At 38.0% G+C, this 17,526-nt stretch carries 18 protein-coding genes; 17 read left to right on the plus strand and 1 reads right to left on the minus strand.

Annotated elements, in window-relative coordinates:
- The first annotated feature begins 107 nt into the window (after positions 1 to 107).
- The 14 genes from AC3ITD_RS20000 to AC3ITD_RS20065 all read left to right on the plus strand — a co-directional run bounded on the left by AC3ITD_RS20000 (position 108) and on the right by AC3ITD_RS20065 (position 13,014).
- Complete coding sequence (locus AC3ITD_RS20000) at positions 108 to 1,118, plus strand: NADH-quinone oxidoreductase subunit G (RefSeq protein WP_056850775.1); 1,011 nt, start codon at positions 108 to 110, stop codon at positions 1,116 to 1,118.
- On the plus strand, positions 1,118 to 2,155 hold the full coding sequence (nuoH, locus tag AC3ITD_RS20005; protein WP_265797367.1) for an NADH-quinone oxidoreductase subunit NuoH: 1,038 nt from the start codon (positions 1,118 to 1,120) through the stop codon (positions 2,153 to 2,155). The genes AC3ITD_RS20000 and nuoH overlap by 1 nt, the downstream gene beginning before the upstream one ends.
- A gap of 2 nt (positions 2,156 to 2,157) precedes the next feature.
- Positions 2,158 to 2,661, plus strand: coding sequence for a NuoI/complex I 23 kDa subunit family protein (locus tag AC3ITD_RS20010; protein ID WP_010601899.1), 504 nt, complete (start codon positions 2,158 to 2,160; stop codon positions 2,659 to 2,661).
- A gap of 110 nt (positions 2,662 to 2,771) precedes the next feature.
- Positions 2,772 to 3,275, plus strand: coding sequence for an NADH-quinone oxidoreductase subunit J family protein (locus AC3ITD_RS20015; protein ID WP_056850777.1), 504 nt, complete (start codon positions 2,772 to 2,774; stop codon positions 3,273 to 3,275).
- The gene (nuoK, locus tag AC3ITD_RS20020) at positions 3,275 to 3,604 is read left to right on the plus strand and encodes an NADH-quinone oxidoreductase subunit NuoK (protein ID WP_010601897.1); all 330 of its coding nucleotides are present in this window, start codon (positions 3,275 to 3,277) and stop codon (positions 3,602 to 3,604) included. The genes AC3ITD_RS20015 and nuoK overlap by 1 nt, the downstream gene beginning before the upstream one ends.
- 13 nt (positions 3,605 to 3,617) lie before the next feature.
- Positions 3,618 to 5,519 (plus strand): NADH-quinone oxidoreductase subunit L, encoded by a 1,902-nt coding sequence (nuoL, locus tag AC3ITD_RS20025; RefSeq protein WP_489362407.1) that lies wholly within the window; start codon positions 3,618 to 3,620, stop codon positions 5,517 to 5,519.
- A gap of 20 nt (positions 5,520 to 5,539) precedes the next feature.
- Positions 5,540 to 7,021: a complex I subunit 4 family protein gene (locus tag AC3ITD_RS20030; RefSeq protein ID WP_489362409.1), complete on the plus strand. Its 1,482-nt coding sequence runs from the start codon at positions 5,540 to 5,542 to the stop codon at positions 7,019 to 7,021.
- Positions 7,022 to 7,024: 3 nt separating this feature from the next.
- A complete protein-coding gene (locus AC3ITD_RS20035; protein WP_489362411.1) occupies positions 7,025 to 8,398 on the plus strand; it encodes an NADH-quinone oxidoreductase subunit N in 1,374 nt (457 codons plus the stop codon).
- Positions 8,399 to 8,446: 48 nt separating this feature from the next.
- On the plus strand, positions 8,447 to 9,097 hold the full coding sequence (locus AC3ITD_RS20040; protein ID WP_265797371.1) for a DedA family protein: 651 nt from the start codon (positions 8,447 to 8,449) through the stop codon (positions 9,095 to 9,097).
- Positions 9,098 to 9,104: 7 nt separating this feature from the next.
- Positions 9,105 to 9,656 carry an inorganic diphosphatase gene (locus AC3ITD_RS20045; protein ID WP_265797372.1) on the plus strand — a complete coding sequence of 184 codons (552 nt, stop codon included), beginning with the start codon at positions 9,105 to 9,107 and terminating at the stop codon, positions 9,654 to 9,656.
- Entirely contained in the window at positions 9,656 to 11,080 is a 1,425-nt protein-coding gene (locus tag AC3ITD_RS20050; RefSeq protein ID WP_489362414.1) for a hemolysin family protein, read from the plus strand. Before AC3ITD_RS20045 ends, AC3ITD_RS20050 begins: the two co-directional genes overlap by 1 nt.
- Before the next feature lie 8 nt (positions 11,081 to 11,088).
- Positions 11,089 to 11,793, plus strand: coding sequence for a 16S rRNA (uracil(1498)-N(3))-methyltransferase (locus AC3ITD_RS20055; RefSeq protein ID WP_489362416.1), 705 nt, complete (start codon positions 11,089 to 11,091; stop codon positions 11,791 to 11,793).
- Positions 11,790 to 12,509: a DUF4159 domain-containing protein gene (locus AC3ITD_RS20060; protein WP_489362418.1), complete on the plus strand. Its 720-nt coding sequence runs from the start codon at positions 11,790 to 11,792 to the stop codon at positions 12,507 to 12,509. Before AC3ITD_RS20055 ends, AC3ITD_RS20060 begins: the two co-directional genes overlap by 4 nt.
- A 4-nt stretch (positions 12,510 to 12,513) precedes the next feature.
- A complete protein-coding gene (locus AC3ITD_RS20065; RefSeq protein ID WP_489362420.1) occupies positions 12,514 to 13,014 on the plus strand; it encodes an acyl-CoA carboxylase biotin carboxyl carrier protein subunit in 501 nt (166 codons plus the stop codon).
- A gap of 57 nt (positions 13,015 to 13,071) precedes the next feature.
- Here AC3ITD_RS20065 and AC3ITD_RS20070 read toward each other — a convergent pair whose 3' ends face one another.
- Positions 13,072 to 14,748 carry an SUMF1/EgtB/PvdO family nonheme iron enzyme gene (locus tag AC3ITD_RS20070; protein ID WP_265797377.1) on the minus strand — a complete coding sequence of 559 codons (1,677 nt, stop codon included), beginning with the start codon at positions 14,746 to 14,748 and terminating at the stop codon, positions 13,072 to 13,074.
- Positions 14,749 to 14,998: 250 nt separating this feature from the next.
- Between AC3ITD_RS20070 and AC3ITD_RS20075 the strand changes: the two genes are divergently transcribed.
- The 3 genes from AC3ITD_RS20075 to ispF all read left to right on the plus strand — a co-directional run bounded on the left by AC3ITD_RS20075 (position 14,999) and on the right by ispF (position 17,326).
- Positions 14,999 to 15,256 carry a hypothetical protein gene (locus tag AC3ITD_RS20075; protein ID WP_489362422.1) on the plus strand — a complete coding sequence of 86 codons (258 nt, stop codon included), beginning with the start codon at positions 14,999 to 15,001 and terminating at the stop codon, positions 15,254 to 15,256.
- A 353-nt stretch (positions 15,257 to 15,609) separates the two neighbouring features.
- Complete coding sequence (gene porV / locus AC3ITD_RS20080; protein WP_489362424.1) at positions 15,610 to 16,797, plus strand: type IX secretion system outer membrane channel protein PorV; 1,188 nt, start codon at positions 15,610 to 15,612, stop codon at positions 16,795 to 16,797.
- Between the two features lie 49 nt (positions 16,798 to 16,846).
- On the plus strand, positions 16,847 to 17,326 hold the full coding sequence (gene ispF / locus AC3ITD_RS20085; RefSeq protein ID WP_489362426.1) for a 2-C-methyl-D-erythritol 2,4-cyclodiphosphate synthase: 480 nt from the start codon (positions 16,847 to 16,849) through the stop codon (positions 17,324 to 17,326).
- Positions 17,327 to 17,526 lie beyond the last annotated feature (200 nt).

Here is a 17,526-nt window from a genome sequence, read left to right on the forward strand (position 1 = left end):
TTGCGAGGAACGAAGCAATCCTAATGCAATGAGTATAAAATAAGAAAGATTGCTTCATGCCTCGCAGTGACGGCATAAAAGCAAAAAAATAAAGATTATCATTAACCATGAGTGAAAAAGTTAAGGTTACGATAGACGGGATAACAGTAGAGGTTGATAACGGAACCACTATCCTGAATGCTGCAAGGCAAATTGGGGGTGATATTGTTCCGCCAGCAATGTGCTATTATTCCAAGTTAGAAGGCAGTGGTGGTAAATGCCGTACCTGTATTGTTAAGGTAACAAAAGGTTCAGAAAAAGACCCGCGGCCAATGCCTAAATTGGTTGCATCTTGCCGTACAACAGTAATGGATGGTATGGAAGTGCTGAATATTACTTCACCAGAAGTTTTAGAAGCACGTGCAGGTGTGGTCGAAATTTTATTGATTAACCATCCTTTAGATTGCCCGGTTTGCGATCAGGCTGGAGAATGTGATTTACAAAATTTAGGTTACGAGCACGGATTGCAGAAAACACGTTATGAATTTGAGCGTCGTACTTTCGAACGTATCGATATTGGCGATAAAATCCAGTTGCACATGAATCGTTGTATTCTGTGCTACCGTTGTGTTTTTACTGCTGATCAAATTACAAACAAACGTGTTCATGGGATTTTAAACCGTGGCGACCATTCAGAAATTTCAACTTATATTCAACAAGCAGTTGATAATGATTTCTCAGGAAACGTGATTGATGTTTGCCCTGTAGGTGCTTTAACCGATAAAACCTTCCGTTTTAAAAACCGTGTTTGGTTTACTAAACCGGTTGATGCGCATCGCGATTGCGACCATGAAAAGTGCAATGGTAAAGTAACACTTTGGTACAAGGGAGAAGACGTTTTACGTGTTACTGCCCGTAAAGACAAATTTGGCGAAGTAGAAGAGTTTATCTGTAATACTTGCCGTTTCGATAAAAAAGCAACATCAGATTGGGTTATTGAACAACCTACTCACATTGATGATACTTCGGTAATTGCATCAAACCATTACGAAACCTTGAAACCTTTGCATGTTATTCAGCCAAATCAGGCTTTGCAAGCAGCAAATGAAATTGAATTACATAAAACAGTTAAATACTAATGGATACAGGTTTTATCATTGAAAAATTTATTCTGGTTGCCGTAATTTTCGGTATCAGTTTGGTAATTGCCATGTATTCTACCTATGCAGAGCGTAAGGTGGCTGCTTATCTTCAAGATCGTTTAGGTCCGGATAGAGCTGGTCCTTTTGGTATTTTACAACCTTTAGCCGATGGTGTGAAGATGTTTATGAAGGAAGAAATTATTCCAACCACATCAAACAAATGGTTATTTATTGTTGGGCCGGGTTTGGCTTTACTTTGTGCCTGTATTGGTACAGCGGTGATTCCTTGGGGTAGCCCGATGGAAATTGGTGGCAAAATTGTTCCGCTTCAGGTTGCTGATATCAACGTAGGTGTTTTATACATTTTCGGCGTGGTTTCTTTGGGCGTTTATGGCGTAATGATTGGCGGCTGGGCATCAAACAACAAATATTCTCTGTTAAGTGCTATTCGTGCCGCGTCACAAAATATCAGTTACGAAATTGCAATGGGGCTATCTATCATCGCTTTGCTTTTGATGACAAACACTTTAAGTCTTAAAGAAATTGTTGATCAGCAACATGGCTGGCATTGGAATGTGTTATATCAACCACTGGGGTTTTTGATCTTCATGGTTTGTTCTTTTGCTGAAACCAACCGTGCTCCTTTCGATTTGCCTGAGTGCGAAACTGAGCTAATTGGTGGTTATCATACCGAATATTCATCGATGAAGTTAGGTTTTTACCTTTTTGCCGAGTACATCAACATGTTTGTTTCATCGGCAGTAATGGCAACTTTATATTTCGGTGGTTACAACTACCCAGGAATGGATTACATGGCAACATTGCTTGGACCTACCTGGGCCCCACTATTTGGGGTTGGGATCTTATTTGTGAAAATAGTTTTCTTCATCTTTTTCTTTATGTGGGTACGGTGGACAATCCCTCGTTTCCGTTACGATCAATTGATGAATTTAGGTTGGAAAGGTTTAATACCTTTAGCCATTGCCAACATTATAATAACTGGGGTTGTGATTGCGATTATAGAGAAGTTTTAATTATGGAATCATTAAGTAACAAGAAAAAAGTACTGGAACAGAAGCCTTTAAGCTTCATGGAGCGTATGTACCTGCCTGCAATTGCAAAGGGAATGGGCATAACCATCAGCCACTTATTCAAAAAAGAGGCTACAGTAAGATATCCGGAAGTAGAACGTGAATTTTCTGCCAACTTTAGGGGGATGCACTCCCTAAAGCGTGATGAAAATGGAAAAGAACGTTGTACAGCTTGCGGTTTATGTGCTTTGTCTTGCCCTGCGGAAGCAATTACCATGATTGCTGCAGAGCGCAAGCCAGAAGAAAAACACTTATACCGAGAGGAAAAATATGCAGCGACTTATGAAATTAACATGTTGCGTTGCATTTTCTGTGGGTTATGTGAAGAGGCTTGTCCGAAAGAGGCAATTTATTTAGACGGACCAATTGTACCAGCTGATTATTTACGTAAGGATTTTATTTACGGAAAAGATAAATTGGTTGAGGCTCCGTTAGAGATGAAAAAATAATAAGACCAGTCCGTCATTGCGAGGAACGAAGCAATCCTAAAGCAATGGCAATAAAAATGAGATTGCTTCGTGCCTCGTAATGACGAGGAGTACAAACAAATAACAAATTAATGAGTACACAAGTATTCTATTTCGTAGCCACATTAAGTATAATCTTTTCGCTGATGGTGATTTTTGCAAAAAATCCAATTCATAGCGTTTTATACTTAATCCTTACCTTTTTTACCTTCACGGTACATTATGTACTGTTGAACGCACAATTTTTGGCAGTTGTAAACTTCATCGTTTACATGGGGGCCATCATGGTATTATTCTTATTTGTACTGATGCTCCTCAACCTGAACAAGGAAACCGAGCCTGTGAAATCACCATTGATTAAAATTGTAGGTGTAATTGCAGGATGTTGCCTTGTGGTAACCTTGGTTGGGTCTTTTAAAGCAGCAACAATTAACAGTCCCTTAATTTTAAAAAATCAAGGATTAGGTTTGGTAGAGAATTTGGGAAAAGAGCTTTTCGGTCCATTCTTGTTGCCATTTGAATTATCATCTCTGTTACTATTGGCAGCAATGGTTGGAGCAGTTTTATTATCTAAAAGAGATGAGGTAGAGGCATAATGGAAAATTTAACTACACAAATGGCAGGCGTTCCACTAAATCACTACATCTATTTATGTGCAATTATTTTCACAATTGGTGTAATTGGCGTATTAACCCGTAGAAACGCAATCGTAATTTTCATGTCCGTTGAGTTGATGTTAAATGCAGTTAACCTGCTTTTAACAGCTTTCTCTGTACATAGCAATGACCCCTCAGGACAGGTTTTCGTATTCTTTATTATGGCGCTTGCCGCGGCAGAAGTTGCAGTTGGTTTAGCAATTATCGTAATGGTTTACAGAAATACAAAATCGATAGATATTAATGTTTTAAATCGCCTTAAGTGGTAAATATATATTAAGAATGACAATAGAACAATTGATTTGGTTAGTTCCTTTACTCCCTTTTTTAGGATTTGTAATCAACGGACTGGGCAGAAAATCTTTATCTAAAGGACTTGTTGGTATCATTGGAAGTGGTGTAATATTAGCTTCTTTCATCATCAGCATAGTTATTTTCTTTAGTTTACAAGGCGATACACAAAAATCTCACGAAGTATTTTTATTCGATTGGATCACCGCAGGTACTCTGCATATTCCATTATCATTTCTGGTTGACCCATTGAGTTCGATCATGCTTTTGATCATTACGGGAATTGGATTCTTAATCCATTTATATTCTACCAGCTACATGCATGATGATGAAGGATTCGGGAAATTTTTCTCTTATCTGAACCTGTTTGTCTTCTTCATGCTTTTATTGGTATTGGGTTCAAACTATATCGTGATGTTCATCGGTTGGGAAGGTGTAGGTTTATGCTCTTACCTGTTAATCGGTTTCTGGTATACAAACAGCGCTTATGCCTCAGCAGCTAAAAAGGCTTTCGTAATGAACCGTATTGGTGATTTGGGCTTTTTGTTAGGGGTATTCTTAATCTTTACTACTTTCGGAAGTGTGGAATTTGCTAAAGTTTTTCCTCAGGCAGCTAATATGTTACCTGGACAAAATACTTTGTTTTTAATTACAATTCTATTGTTTGTTGGTGCGTGTGGTAAATCAGCTCAGTTGCCATTATTCACGTGGTTACCAGATGCAATGGCAGGCCCAACGCCTGTTTCAGCCTTAATTCACGCAGCAACGATGGTAACAGCAGGTATCTACATGATTGCCCGCTCCAGCGTATTGTTCGATTTAGCACCGCTTACACAAAACATCGTTGCCGTTGTAGGTATAACAACTGCTTTAGTTGCCGCAATTATTGCGTTAACACAAACCGATATCAAAAAAGTATTGGCTTATTCAACGGTATCTCAATTGGGATATATGTTTTTAGGCTTGGGCGTTGGCGCTTATACAGGTTCATTCTTCCATGTATTAACCCACGCATTTTTCAAAGCATTATTATTCTTAGGCGCTGGTTCGGTTATTCATGCCATGCACCACGAGCAAGATATGCGCAACATGGGCGGATTAAGGAAGAAACTTCCGGTTACCTTTTTAACGATGATGATTGGTACCATCGCAATTGCAGGCTTACCACCGTTTTCAGGGTTTTTCTCTAAAGACGAAATTTTAGCAAATGCCTACCAGGCAAGCCCAATTCTTTGGGGAGTTGGTGTGTTAACCGCATTCTTAACTTCCTTTTACATGTTCAGAATGATGTTTTTAACCTTTTCTGGAAAATACAGAGGTACACATCACGAAGAAAGTCATGTACATGAGTCGCCAAAAGCGATGACTATTCCTTTAATCATCCTGGCAATTTTAGCGGCAATAGGTGGAGCGATTAATATTCCTCACGTTTTCGGTGGAAACGAATGGTTGGCACATTGGTTAAGCGGTGCCGGCGTTGCACAACACGAATTGGAATTAAGTCATTCAACGGAATTTACCTTAATGGGTGTTTCAGTTGTTGCTGCGATCATCGCTTTGCTTTACGCTTACATCAGATACGTTAAAGGTGCTCGTGTTCCTGTGGCTGATGAGGCACCACGCTCTGCTTTGGCAAAATTATCTTATAATAAATTTTATTTAGATGAGATTTACGATTTTATCATCACCAAACCGTTAGATGCTTTCTCTAGATTTTTCTACAGAATTATCGACACAAAATTTATCGATGGGATTGTGAATGGATTAGGCTGGAGTACAAACGAGGCGAGTAAGGGAGTTCGTTTATTACAAAGTGGAAACGTGGGTTTCTATATATTTATGATGGTAGCTGGTATCATCGCATTGCTTGCTTATACATTTTATTACATATAAAAAGGGTTCAAAAATAAATAATGGAACAACTTTTACTACTTATATTTCTTCCTCTTGCGGGTGCTATCATTACGGCATTTGCGGGTAAGTCTGCTAAAATAGTCTCGACGGTAATTTCAGTCGCTTCTTTAGGCTTGGCCTTGTTCATCGCCTGTAACTTTATTCCAAATGCAAGTACGCAGTTTGAAGCGAACCTGCCATGGATTTCAGATTTAGGCATTCGTTTTCATGCAGGTATTGATGGGATTAGCATGTTGGTGGTATTGCTTACCAATTTGTTAATTCCGATTATCATTTTATCTAGTTACAGACATGACTATAAAAACCCAGCTGCTTTTTATGCATTGATTTTATTCATGCAGAGTGGTTTATTATTGGTTTTTACTGCTATGGATGCGTTCTTATTCTACATTGGGTGGGAGGCTGCATTAATTCCAATTTACTTTATCTGCGCATTCTGGGGTGGAAAAGATAGAGTTCGAATTAACATGAAATTCTTCGTTTACACGATTGCTGGTTCATTGTTTATGTTGATGGGGATTATTTATTTGTATTTGCAAAATCCTGGTCACAACTTCGATATTCAGGCATTTTACGCTTTAAACCTAGATCGTGAACAACAAGGCTGGATTTTCTGGGCGTTCTTTATTGCTTTCGCGATTAAGATGCCAATTTTCCCTTTTCACACTTGGCAGCCAGATACTTATACAGTTGCTCCTACACAAGGGACCATGTTGTTATCTGGTATCATGCTAAAAATGGGTATTTATGGTGTAATCAGATGGTTATTACCAATTGTACCCACAGGCGTTCAGGCTTGGTCTGGCCTAGTGATGGTTTTATCTATTATCGGTATCGTTTATGCCTCACTTATTGCCTTTACGCAGAAAGATGCTAAACGTTTGGTGGCTTATTCGTCTATTGCTCACGTTGGTTTAATTGCTGCAGGCATATTTGCATCCTTTAATCTTGGAGGCCTTGGTGAACAAGGGATGCAAGGAGCCATGGTGCAAATGTTAAGTCACGGAATTAACGTGGTAGGTTTATTTTTCGTTTTAGATATTATCTTTTCTCGCACCAAAACCAATAAAATCGAAGAATTGGGTGGTATTGCTAAATCAGCACCACAACTGGCGATTGTTTTCTTAATCATCGTTTTAGGTACTGTTGCCTTACCAGGAACAAATGGTTTTATTGGGGAGTTCTTACTGTTGATGGGCGTTTATAGCTACGGCATTTGGGCAGCTGCAATTGCAGGATTAACCATCATTTTCGGAGCAGTTTATATGTTGCGTATGTACCAAAATGTAATGCTTGGAAAAACAAAAGAATTAACCATCACGTTTACCGACATTCAAGGGACTGAGAAATTGGTTCTTTATCTTATCTGTGCTTTAATTATACTTTTCGGTGTTTACCCGAAACCATTATTGCACTTAACAGAGGCATCTGTACAACATTTATTAGAACAGGTAAATCAAAAATTAACATCAGTAAAATAAGCAATGAATATTATTATAACCATTAGTATAACCGCTTTCATTGTGCTTTATGCAGGTTTGTTTAAAGCAAAGAAAGCATTATTGCCGCTTACCGTTGTTGGCTTACTTACTGCATTAGGCTTTACTGCTGCTGCATGGGATGGCAATGCTGTTCACTTCGGAATGATGCAAACTGATAATTTCGCTTTGGCATTTTCCGGTGTTTGTATTGTAGGCACATTATTGATTTTCTTATTAACGCAAAACTATTTTCATGCTAAAAGCGATAACATAGCAGAATATTACACCTTAATTCTTTTCGCCCTTGCGGGGATGATTATGATGGTGTCGTACAAAAATATGGCTATGTTATTTGTTGGTTTGGAAATCATGTCGGTAAGTTTATACATCCTTGCGAGTATTCGTAAAAAGGATTTTGCATCAAACGAAGCTTCATTGAAATATTTCTTAATGGGTGCTTTTTCAACAGGTTTCTTGTTGTTTGGGATCACATTAATTTACGGAGCCACCGGCTCATTCGATTTAGATAGAATTCAAGCTTACTTAGTTGATAATAGCAAAGCAGTTTCTCCAATCTTTTATCCAGGGGTAATTTTGATGATGATTGGCTTGTGCTTTAAAGTAGGAGCGGCACCTTTCCACTTCTGGACTCCGGACGTTTACGAAGGTTCGCCAACGTTGATCACTACGTTTATGAGTACAGTGGTTAAAACGGCTGGTTTTGCAGCTTTTTTAAGATTGTTTGCCGATGCTTTTGCACCGCTTCACGATTTCTGGGTTGCGCCACTTATCGTGATTGTTTGTATAACCTTGTTCATTGGTAACGTTACTGCATTATTCCAAAAGAATTTCAAACGAATGTTGGCCTATTCAAGTATCTCTCATGCAGGATACTTGTTATTCTCTTTGATTGTAATTGGTCCGCACTCGCAAAACAATGTTTTGGTTTATGCCGCTGCCTATACTTTTGCATCAATTATCGCTTTTGCGGTATTAATATTGGTGAAACAAAAAACCGGTAGCGATAGCTTTGAAAGTTTCAATGGCTTAGGTAAGAAAAATCCTTTAGTGGCCTTATCGCTTACGGTTGCCATGTTATCATTAGCAGGTATTCCTTTAACCGCTGGTTTTATCGGGAAATATTTAATGTTTCTCAATGTTATGGGCGAATACAAGATGCTATTGGTTGCTTTCGCTATATTAAATGCATTGGTAGGTTTTTATTACTATTTCAAGGTTATTGTGGCGGTATGGTTTAAAGATGGCGCTGAAACCGAGCTTTCTACACCTGCACAATACAAGATTGTTTTAGCTGTGTCAGTGGCGATTACGCTAATTTTGGGTATTTATCCTTCAATCGTCTTAAACCTGATATAGGTATGCACTTGTTAGATAATTATTTGTAGTTTTACGAATAATTGAAATATGCAGGATTTCTGGAACCACCTACAACATTTAATTGACCCCGAGAAATTATTGAGGGAGGGCGGTTTCTATCTTGTAGTATTTGTCATCTTTGCTGAAACTGGTCTATTCTTTGGTTTCTTCCTTCCTGGCGATTATTTACTGTTTCTTGCAGGAATGTTCGTAGCAACTGGAAAACTTGATGTTAACATTGCAGTCCTTTTAGCAGGCTTATGTGTAGCCGCAATTTCTGGAAATTTCACGGGTTATTGGTTTGGGCGAAGAACTGGTCCACTATTGTATACCAGAAAAGACAGTTTCTTTTTCAAAAAGAAATATTTAAAAGCAGCAGAAGAATATTATAACAAACAAGGTGCCTTCGCACTGATCATGGGCAGATTTGTTCCAATTGTAAGAACTTTTGCACCGATTTTTGCTGGAGTAGTAAAATTAGACTTTAAAAAGTTTGCTTTCTATAATATTGTTGGTGGAATTTTATGGATCTGCTCGCTCACTTTGTTAGGCTACTTTTTAGGTAAAAGATTTGAAAAAGAGATAAACGATTACTTATTATATATTATTATTGGCTTCATCGTTATTACAACTATACCTTTATTGATTACCTTTGTAAAAAGTAAAGTTAAAATCCCGGAAGGGGAAAAAAAGATTTAAATTAAAAATGGCAAAAGACGATCATCACGCATGGCATAGCGTATCTCCTGGTAAGAACGTTCCAGAAATTGTAAACGCAATCATTGAAATTCCTAAAGGCTCAAAGGCTAAGTATGAAATAGATAAAGAATCCGGACTAATCAAGTTAGACAGGGTTCTTTTTTCATCAGTAATGTATCCAGCTAACTATGGCTTTATCCCACAAACTTATTGCGATGATAAAGATCCATTAGATATTCTTGTACTTTGTTCTGTTGATGTTTACCCGATGACATTAATTGAAGCTAAAGTTGTTGGCGTAATGCACATGGTTGATAATGGAGAGCAAGACGATAAAATTATTGCGGTTGCAGCACATGATATGTCCGTTAATTACATTAACGATCTGGATGAATTGCCACCACATCAAATGAAAGAAATTGTTCGTTTCTTTCAAGATTATAAAGCACTGGAAGATAAAAATGTTACTATCGAACATTTATTAGGTGTTCGCTATGCTCATAAAGTAATTAAGGAAAGTATAGAACTTTACAACACAACATTTAGAGAATTAGCATAATGGATTTACCCACGGCCTGCTTGTTTTTAAATTTAGAGTTAAGTGCAATATTGCCCACCAATACCATTTTGGTTGCTTTAGAAGAGCCTGATACTGCATCTGTAGGTTGGAGGTTGTTTCTAGCATTATTTTTAGTTTTACTAAACGGATTCTTTGTTGCAGCAGAATTTGCAATTGTAAAAGTCCGGGCTTCTCAAATTGAAATAAAAGCAAAAACAGGTAGCCGGGTTGGTAAAATGGCCAAAACGATCATCCATAATTTGGATGGTTATTTAGCGGCCACGCAGTTAGGTATAACGCTTGCATCACTTGGCTTAGGTTGGGTTGGTGAAGGCGTTATGCATACTATTTTCAAAAATCTTTTCGATAGCCTCGAATGGGGGTTTAGTGACGCCACTATTCATACCGCATCAACAATTGTAGCTTTTTCGCTAATTACTGTAATGCACATCGTATTTGGTGAGTTAGCACCGAAATCATTTGCAATACAAAGACCGGTAGCCACTACTTTGTTTGTTTCTGTTCCACTCCAAATTTTTTACGTGGTTTTCAAACCATTCATTTGGACTTTAAACAGCCTGGCAGCAGTGATTTTGAAGCCATTCGGTATCGATACTTCTGCGGGCCACGAATCCTTACACAGTACAGAAGAACTTCAATACCTGTTAGATCAGGGAAAGGAAAGTGGGGCATTGGATAACAATGAGCACGAACTTATTAAAAATGTATTCGATTTTAATGAGCGCGTAGTAAAGAATATTATGGTTCCGCGTACCAAGATTTCAGGTATCGAATTATCTTCGTCGAAAGAAGAGGTAATCGATAAAATCATTGCTGAGGGCTATTCTCGCCTCCCAGTTTATGATGAGATAATGGATAAAATTGTCGGAATTATTCACGCCAAGGATATTTTGCCATTAGTTGCTTCTGGTAATCAACATTGGACGCTGAATGATATTATTCGCAAACCTTATTTCGTCACTGAAACAAAAAAAATTAACGATTTAATGAGCGAACTGCAAAGCAACCGCATCCAAATCTCAATTGTTTTAGATGAGTTTGGTGGTACGGCAGGGATGGTTACGCTAGAGGATATTGTGGAAGAATTGGTAGGCGAAATTCAGGATGAATATGATGAAGAAAAGCCTTTAGTTGAAAAAGTATCGGATAACGAATTTATTGTAAATGCCTTTGCAACAGTTTATGATGTGAATGAGCATTTACCACATGATTTGCCAGAGGATGAAGATTTTGACACCGTTGGTGGTCTAGTTTCTCATGTTTTTGAACGGATTCCAGAGGTTGGAGAAAGCAATGAATCTTATGGTTATCTGTTTACCATCTTAAAGAAAACAGAACAAAACATTGAAACTATTAAGCTCGAATTGGTAATAAATAAAGAAGATCAGGTTGATAATCATTAAATTCAACAATGCATATTTTTTATACGCCAGATATTACCCAGGATACCTATACGCTTAACGAAGAGGAAAGTAAACATTGCGTTAGGGTATTACGTTTATCAGTTGGGGCTGTAGTAAACTTAGTTGATGGCAGAGGGGGGTTTTACACCGCCGAAATCATTTCAGATAACCCCAAAAAGGTAGGTCTATCCATCCTTAAGGTAGAAACCGAATTTCATAAAAGAAATCACTATTTGCACATTGCGGTCGCACCTACAAAAAATATAGACCGAATGGAATGGTTTTTAGAGAAAGCAACGGAACTCGGAATAGATGAAGTAACCCCGATCATTACCGATCGATCTGAACGACGTGTTGTTAAAGGAGATCGATTAAGCAAAGTTATTACTTCTGCAGTGAAACAATCCATCAAAGCCTACCATCCAACACTAAATGAAGCAATTTCCTATAATGCTTTCCTTAACCTTCCTTTTGAAGGAAGTAAACTAATAGCGCATTGCATTGATGAAGAGAACAAGAAATACATCTCTGACCTCGTTGTCCCGCATCACAAATATTTAATTCTTATTGGTCCAGAAGGAGATTTCAGCCCCGAAGAAGTGAGTTTAGCTTTGAACAAAGGTTATAAACCATTAACTTTAGGAGATAACAGGTTGCGCACCGAAACCGCTGCATTATCTGTTTGTTTTGAAATCAATTATCTTAACCGATGAAAAGAGTTGAAATTTATAAATTGAAAATCATAGGTTTATTATCATTAAAACGGTTACTCTCGTGTTCGTTTATCTTTATTCTTTGCTCTTTAATCTTTGTTCTTACTTCTTTTAATGTTCCTTCTTACCGAATGGGCAAGCTGAAGTATAATGGTGGTGGCGATTGGTATGCAGACAGGACTGCACTTCCAAATTTAATTTCATTTTGTAATTCCAGTTTAAAGACTAATTTTTATCCTGAAGAAAGTATTGTCGAAGTAGGTTCGAAAGAACTATTCAATTACCCGTTTGTCTATATGACAGGCCATGGTAACGTGGTTTTTAGTGATCAGGATGTTAAAAATTTGAGGCAGTATTTAACGGGAGGAGGTTTTCTGCATATTGATGATAATTATGGGTTGGATAAATTTATCAGGCCTCAAATGAAAAAAGTTTTTCCAGAACTGAATTTCGTAGAGTTACCTTCCAGCCATGCCATTTACAACCAAAAATTCAAATTTCCGGATGGGTTGCCCAAGATTCATGAGCATGATAATAAGCGGCCACAAGGTTTTGCCTTGATATACAAAGGGAGAGTGGTTTGCTACTACACCTTTGAGTGCGATTTAGGTAATGGTTGGGAAGATTTTGGTACATATCCCGAAGATAGCCGGGAAACTCGCGATAAGGCGCTTAAAATGGGCGCTAATTTAGTTCAGTATGCTCTAACGCAATAATTTTATGTATAAAGTAAAAATTAATGATCAGCTTCATTATGATATTGAAATCAACCATAACGGGGTTAAATTAAACGGAGAAAAAATTTCTTTGGATTCCATTAAGTTGAGCAACAATTCTTCGCATCTGCTTTATAAAAATAAATCATATAATGCGGAGGTCATATCAGTTGATAGCAGTAATAAAACCTGTGCAATAAAAGTTAATGGAGCAATCTATCAAATTAAGGTTGAAGACCAATTTGATCAGTTGCTGAAACAAATGGGCATGGACAATCTTGCCGGAACTAAAATTTCGGAGGTTAAGGCGCCAATGCCAGGTTTGGTATTAAATGTAATGGTAGAAGAAAATGTAGAAGTTAAAAAGGGTGACAGCCTATTGGTTTTGGAGGCCATGAAGATGGAAAATATATTGAAGTCTCCAGCTGAGGGGATTGTTAAAAAGGTGCTAATTAATAAAGGTGATAAGGTAGAGAAGAATCAGGTACTTATTCAATTTAAATGATACAAGAATTATAAGGTAACAAAAAACTCCCAATTCGTTAGAGTTGGGAGTTTTTTGTTACTTGCCTTTACTTACCCGGTATGGTCTGGGAGGAGGCGTTTTAAAACTTCTTTTTCCTGAGGTGCTAATTTCTGGAGCACCTAACATGGTCATGGCGCAACGGAATCCTATTTCTGCTGATGATTCATCTTGTGATAAGAAACGTCTGGTTGCTGGATTTAACCAATAAGCCATATCGTTCCATGAACCGCCTTTATAAACCCTGGATTTATCATTTATCAACGTTACCCCTTCTTCATTCAAAAGAAGATTCTCTTTATCTCTATAACCTCTCTGATCGGCCTGGTAAGTTGTAGCTGCAGTTGTGCTCTGCGGATCAGTTGATTTTGAAATTGAATCGATACGTTTTGCCTGCGCTTGTTTTTCTGCCCAGGTTTGTTTTCTTCCTGAATATGCATTCTCTTTTATCGGATTACCATATTTATCCAAGGCAATTTTTCCAGTTTGCGCATTATCCAGCTTCTTGTTCTCGAAATAGTTACCACGATAAGGATTAAAAGCATCTGCATCAGTGAATGTACCAGTTCTGTAAACATCATTTACCCACTCATTCACATTTCCAGCCATGTTATATAAACCGAAATCGTTAGGGGTATATTGAATTACCGGAACTGTTAAATCTCCTTTATCATTCAATGATCCGCCAACACCCATGTAATCACCAGGTGCTCTTTTGAAGTTGGCTTGTATCATACCTCTAGTTTTCTTGGCTGCAGAACTCACTCCTAGTCCATTCCAAGGATAAATTTTATTCTGATTGATGTTTTCGTATTCAGTATTGCCGATTAATCCCAATGCAGCATATTCCCACTCTGCCTCTGTAGGCAAGCGGTAAGGCTGCATAATTACACCATCTTCTAATGTGGCAGTTCTTCTTGGTTGATTATTGCCCCTGCCACCTGCTGTAGCGCCTGCTGTCCCCGTAGCAGCACCGGATTTAGTATTATAATCTATTGGTGCATTTCTACCTTTATCGTCGTACTGTCCGTTAAGGTAAGCATCAGTGTTAAATGGTTTATCTGGTCTAGGGGTTGCTGCTGTTGCTGCTCCATTCTTCCCCGTATTTCCACCAGCCAAAGTTTTATAATCTGTTAAAATACCTTTTTCCCGTAAAATAAACTCATTGGCCCGAGAGGTCCTCCATTGGCAATAACGCGAAGCTTGCTCCCATGAAACTCCAACTACTGGATAGTCGCGGTAGGCCGGGTGACGTAAATAATTATCTACATAAGGCTCGTTATATGATAAAGCACTACGCCAAACTAAAGTATCGGGCAGCTCATTGTAGTAAAACTCTTGATCTTCCGGAAAGTTATATCTAATCCAATGCAGGTATTCCAACCAATCGGTATTAGAAACTTCAGTTTCGTCCATGTAAAACGAAGGGACTGTTACCTGTCTTTTGTAGTTATAAATATTCGGTTCAATACCAGGAACTTCAATAGCACTTCCACCTACGACTAAAACCCCACCTTCAATGGGAATTAATCCAGGTCCCGGGGCTCTTTTATACTGAGTAGCCACAGCAAAAGCGCCCGATTGATTCGTTTTGCTTTTCCGATCTGCGTAGGGAACACCTGTTTTGCTAGAACTGTTTCCTCCCTTGGAGCTACAAGCACTTAGCAATGCCGCTAATGACAAACAAGTAAAAGAATAAAGTATAAGTTTTTTCATAAAGTACAGGGGACGATCGCCAAATGACGATTCAACTGATAAAATTAAGCAATTTTAGTGGATATATAAATATTGTGGCAATAAAATACCGATTATATTTTTATCCCATAACGTATTATTTTATGAGGTATTGTGCCTTTTAAATTTTTGATTGATTTATTTGATATTCAATTGCAGGTAAGGTTTAATGATTTCATTCGTTTATTGAGAGGCTACATGCGCAAACCTATATTATTATAGGGATTAACCCATGTTTAAGAAAATTTCCATAATAATTATTATTGTGATCTACTTACCTCTGCCGCTGCCATTCCAACATTATTTAAAAGAGATTGATGCCAAACTAAAATCAATTATAAATATCATAAAGCCCAAGTTAGATTTTAAAGACCTGGATTTAAGTTTGGACACTCTTTCCCAACTTGGGGTTAAACGCCTACGATCTGACGATAATCGCGGCGACAGCTTTGCGAAAGATACACCTGCAAATGTTAAACAAATGCAATAAATGTTAGTTTTTTAAGTATAATTAAGGGTGGAACCTATTGAAAAAACCGTAGATCTTAATGAAGCCACTATTTATGCCATGATTTTAAAAAGTGGGAAAATGAATTGGGATATCATTTGCTGATAAATCAATAACATTTTTAAAAAAAAAGAATAAATAATAAACACGCAAATGCCTAGTTAATCAATAGTTATGACTTCTGTGGTTTCACGAAACTGTAAAAATCGCAGCTTAAGCGATTAAATAATCGCATATTTCGTAATTTGGTAAAATATAATTTTTAGTTCTGCGTTATCAAACCAATCTCCAGAATAACAATGTCCCGAAAATCTAAAATTACGTACCTTTAAAGAATGAATTTCAAGTATCTCATTAAACTTGCTTTTTCTGCACTCTCTTTGGCCTTGATATTTGGTAAAACAAATGCTCAGGTGGCTATAGGTACAACTCAAACGAATGGCAGCGAATCGAACAATATTGTAACAGCCGTTCCTTTTTTATTAATTACACCCGATGCTCGTTCAGGCGCAATGGGTGATGCGGGTGTTGCCGTTGCAGGCGATGTAAATTCGGCAAGTATAAATGCTTCTAAACTGGCATTCATCGATAAACCGTACGGGTTTTCAGTTTCCTATAGTCCGTGGCTGAAAAGTTTGGTGCCTGATATTAACCTGGCTTATTTAAGTGGTTTTTACAAACTTGATGATCGAAATACGGTCGGTGCTTCCCTACGTTATTTTTCTTTAGGCTCGATTCAGTTAACAGATGTTAATCAGCAAGATTTAGGTACTGCAAATCCTAACGAACTGGCATTTGATATTTCGTTCGCTAGAAGCTTTGGCGAGGAATTTTCTTTAGGCTCATCCGTTAGATATATTTATTCAAATTTAGCTTCTGGTCAGTTATCATCATCCGGTCAGGTACGTGGGGGTACATCAGTAGCAGTAGATGTTTCTGGCTTATATAAAACAGCTACAACCATGTTCGGAAAGCAGGCTGTGCTGTCTGCGGGTGCTAATATTTCAAACATTGGTACTAAAATGAGTTATTCTGATGGGGGCGAGAATTTTTTCTTGCCTACTAATTTTAAATTGGGTGGTGCCTCCACTATTGTTGTTGATGATTACAGCACCTTCACCTTAGCCCTTGATTTTAATAAGTTGTTGGTACCAACCCAGCCTATTTACGATTCGAACGGTAATATTATTAGTGGTAGAAACCCAAACCGCTCCGTTCCTGCCGGTATTTTTGGTTCATTCTCCGATGCACCGGGTGGTTTCAGCGAAGAACTCAGAGAGGTTGGAATATCAACGGGTTTAGAGTATTGGTACAACCAACAATTTGCTTTGCGGGCAGGATATAATTATCAAAGCCCCTTAAAAGGCGATAGTAGATATTTTACTTTGGGTTTAGGTTTGAAATACAACGTTTTCAATATAGATTTCTCGTATTTGTTAGCAAACACACAAACAAGTCCATTGGCAAACACGCTCCGTTTCGGCCTTTTGTTTAACTTTGGCGATAAGAAGATCATCAGATAAGATTTTCAGGAATTTTGCCGACAATTAGTTAAACACTTAATCATTTACAATGAAAATTAAAGTAGGCTTTGGCTTCGATGTACATCAACTAAAAGATCAGCACCCTTTTGTAGTTGGCGGTGTAACATTAGATCATCATAAAGGTGCTTTTGGCCATTCGGATGCCGATGTTTTGCTTCACGCCATTTGCGATGCTTTATTAGGTGCTGCCAACCTTGGTGATATTGGTTTTCATTTTAAAAATACCGATGATCGCTGGAAGGGGATAAGCAGTATTATCCTACTAAAAGAAACAGTTAAATTATTAGCCGATAAAGGCTGGCAAGTGGGAAACATTGATTCCATGCTTTGTTTGGAGGCTCCAAAAATTAATCCTCACATACCCACCATGCAAGAAAATATTGCCAAGGCTATTGGGATTAGTACAGAAGATATTTCGATTAAAGCGACCACAAATGAAACAATGGGTTTTGTGGGTAGGGAAGAAGGCGTTGTGGCCTATGCCGTTTGTTTAATCGAGAAAGTATAAATTCAAATAAATATTTTGAAGCCCAAAGCCAGTTCAAAACACAAAATTTGTTCCCGTTTTGCGCTTTTACGCCTGCCTGCGGTAGGCAGGCTTCGCTCGTCATGCTTCCTCGCTGCCGGGTAATGCTTCAACTGGGGCTAAAAAGCAGCAATAGTATTCATTTCCAAGGGTTGCAAGGCGCCAACACTTTATTGCAAAAG

The organism is Pedobacter sp. KH_004 (assembly GCF_057840755.1).

Coding starts and splice junctions, on each gene's coding strand:
- AC3ITD_RS20055 (WP_489362416.1), top strand. CDS start 11,089: ATGCATATTTTTTATACGCCAGATATTACCCAGGATACCTATACGCTT.
- AC3ITD_RS20015 (WP_056850777.1), top strand. CDS start 2,772: ATGAGTACACAAGTATTCTATTTCGTAGCCACATTAAGTATAATCTTT.
- nuoL (WP_489362407.1), top strand. CDS start 3,618: ATGACAATAGAACAATTGATTTGGTTAGTTCCTTTACTCCCTTTTTTA.
- AC3ITD_RS20070 (WP_265797377.1), bottom strand. CDS start 14,748: ATGAAAAAACTTATACTTTATTCTTTTACTTGTTTGTCATTAGCGGCA.
- AC3ITD_RS20065 (WP_489362420.1), top strand. CDS start 12,514: ATGTATAAAGTAAAAATTAATGATCAGCTTCATTATGATATTGAAATC.
- AC3ITD_RS20050 (WP_489362414.1), top strand. CDS start 9,656: ATGGATTTACCCACGGCCTGCTTGTTTTTAAATTTAGAGTTAAGTGCA.
- AC3ITD_RS20000 (WP_056850775.1), top strand. CDS start 108: ATGAGTGAAAAAGTTAAGGTTACGATAGACGGGATAACAGTAGAGGTT.
- AC3ITD_RS20010 (WP_010601899.1), top strand. CDS start 2,158: ATGGAATCATTAAGTAACAAGAAAAAAGTACTGGAACAGAAGCCTTTA.
- porV (WP_489362424.1), top strand. CDS start 15,610: ATGAATTTCAAGTATCTCATTAAACTTGCTTTTTCTGCACTCTCTTTG.
- AC3ITD_RS20075 (WP_489362422.1), top strand. CDS start 14,999: ATGTTTAAGAAAATTTCCATAATAATTATTATTGTGATCTACTTACCT.
- AC3ITD_RS20030 (WP_489362409.1), top strand. CDS start 5,540: ATGGAACAACTTTTACTACTTATATTTCTTCCTCTTGCGGGTGCTATC.
- ispF (WP_489362426.1), top strand. CDS start 16,847: ATGAAAATTAAAGTAGGCTTTGGCTTCGATGTACATCAACTAAAAGAT.
- AC3ITD_RS20060 (WP_489362418.1), top strand. CDS start 11,790: ATGAAAAGAGTTGAAATTTATAAATTGAAAATCATAGGTTTATTATCA.
- AC3ITD_RS20045 (WP_265797372.1), top strand. CDS start 9,105: ATGGCAAAAGACGATCATCACGCATGGCATAGCGTATCTCCTGGTAAG.
- AC3ITD_RS20040 (WP_265797371.1), top strand. CDS start 8,447: ATGCAGGATTTCTGGAACCACCTACAACATTTAATTGACCCCGAGAAA.
- nuoK (WP_010601897.1), top strand. CDS start 3,275: ATGGAAAATTTAACTACACAAATGGCAGGCGTTCCACTAAATCACTAC.
- AC3ITD_RS20035 (WP_489362411.1), top strand. CDS start 7,025: ATGAATATTATTATAACCATTAGTATAACCGCTTTCATTGTGCTTTAT.
- nuoH (WP_265797367.1), top strand. CDS start 1,118: ATGGATACAGGTTTTATCATTGAAAAATTTATTCTGGTTGCCGTAATT.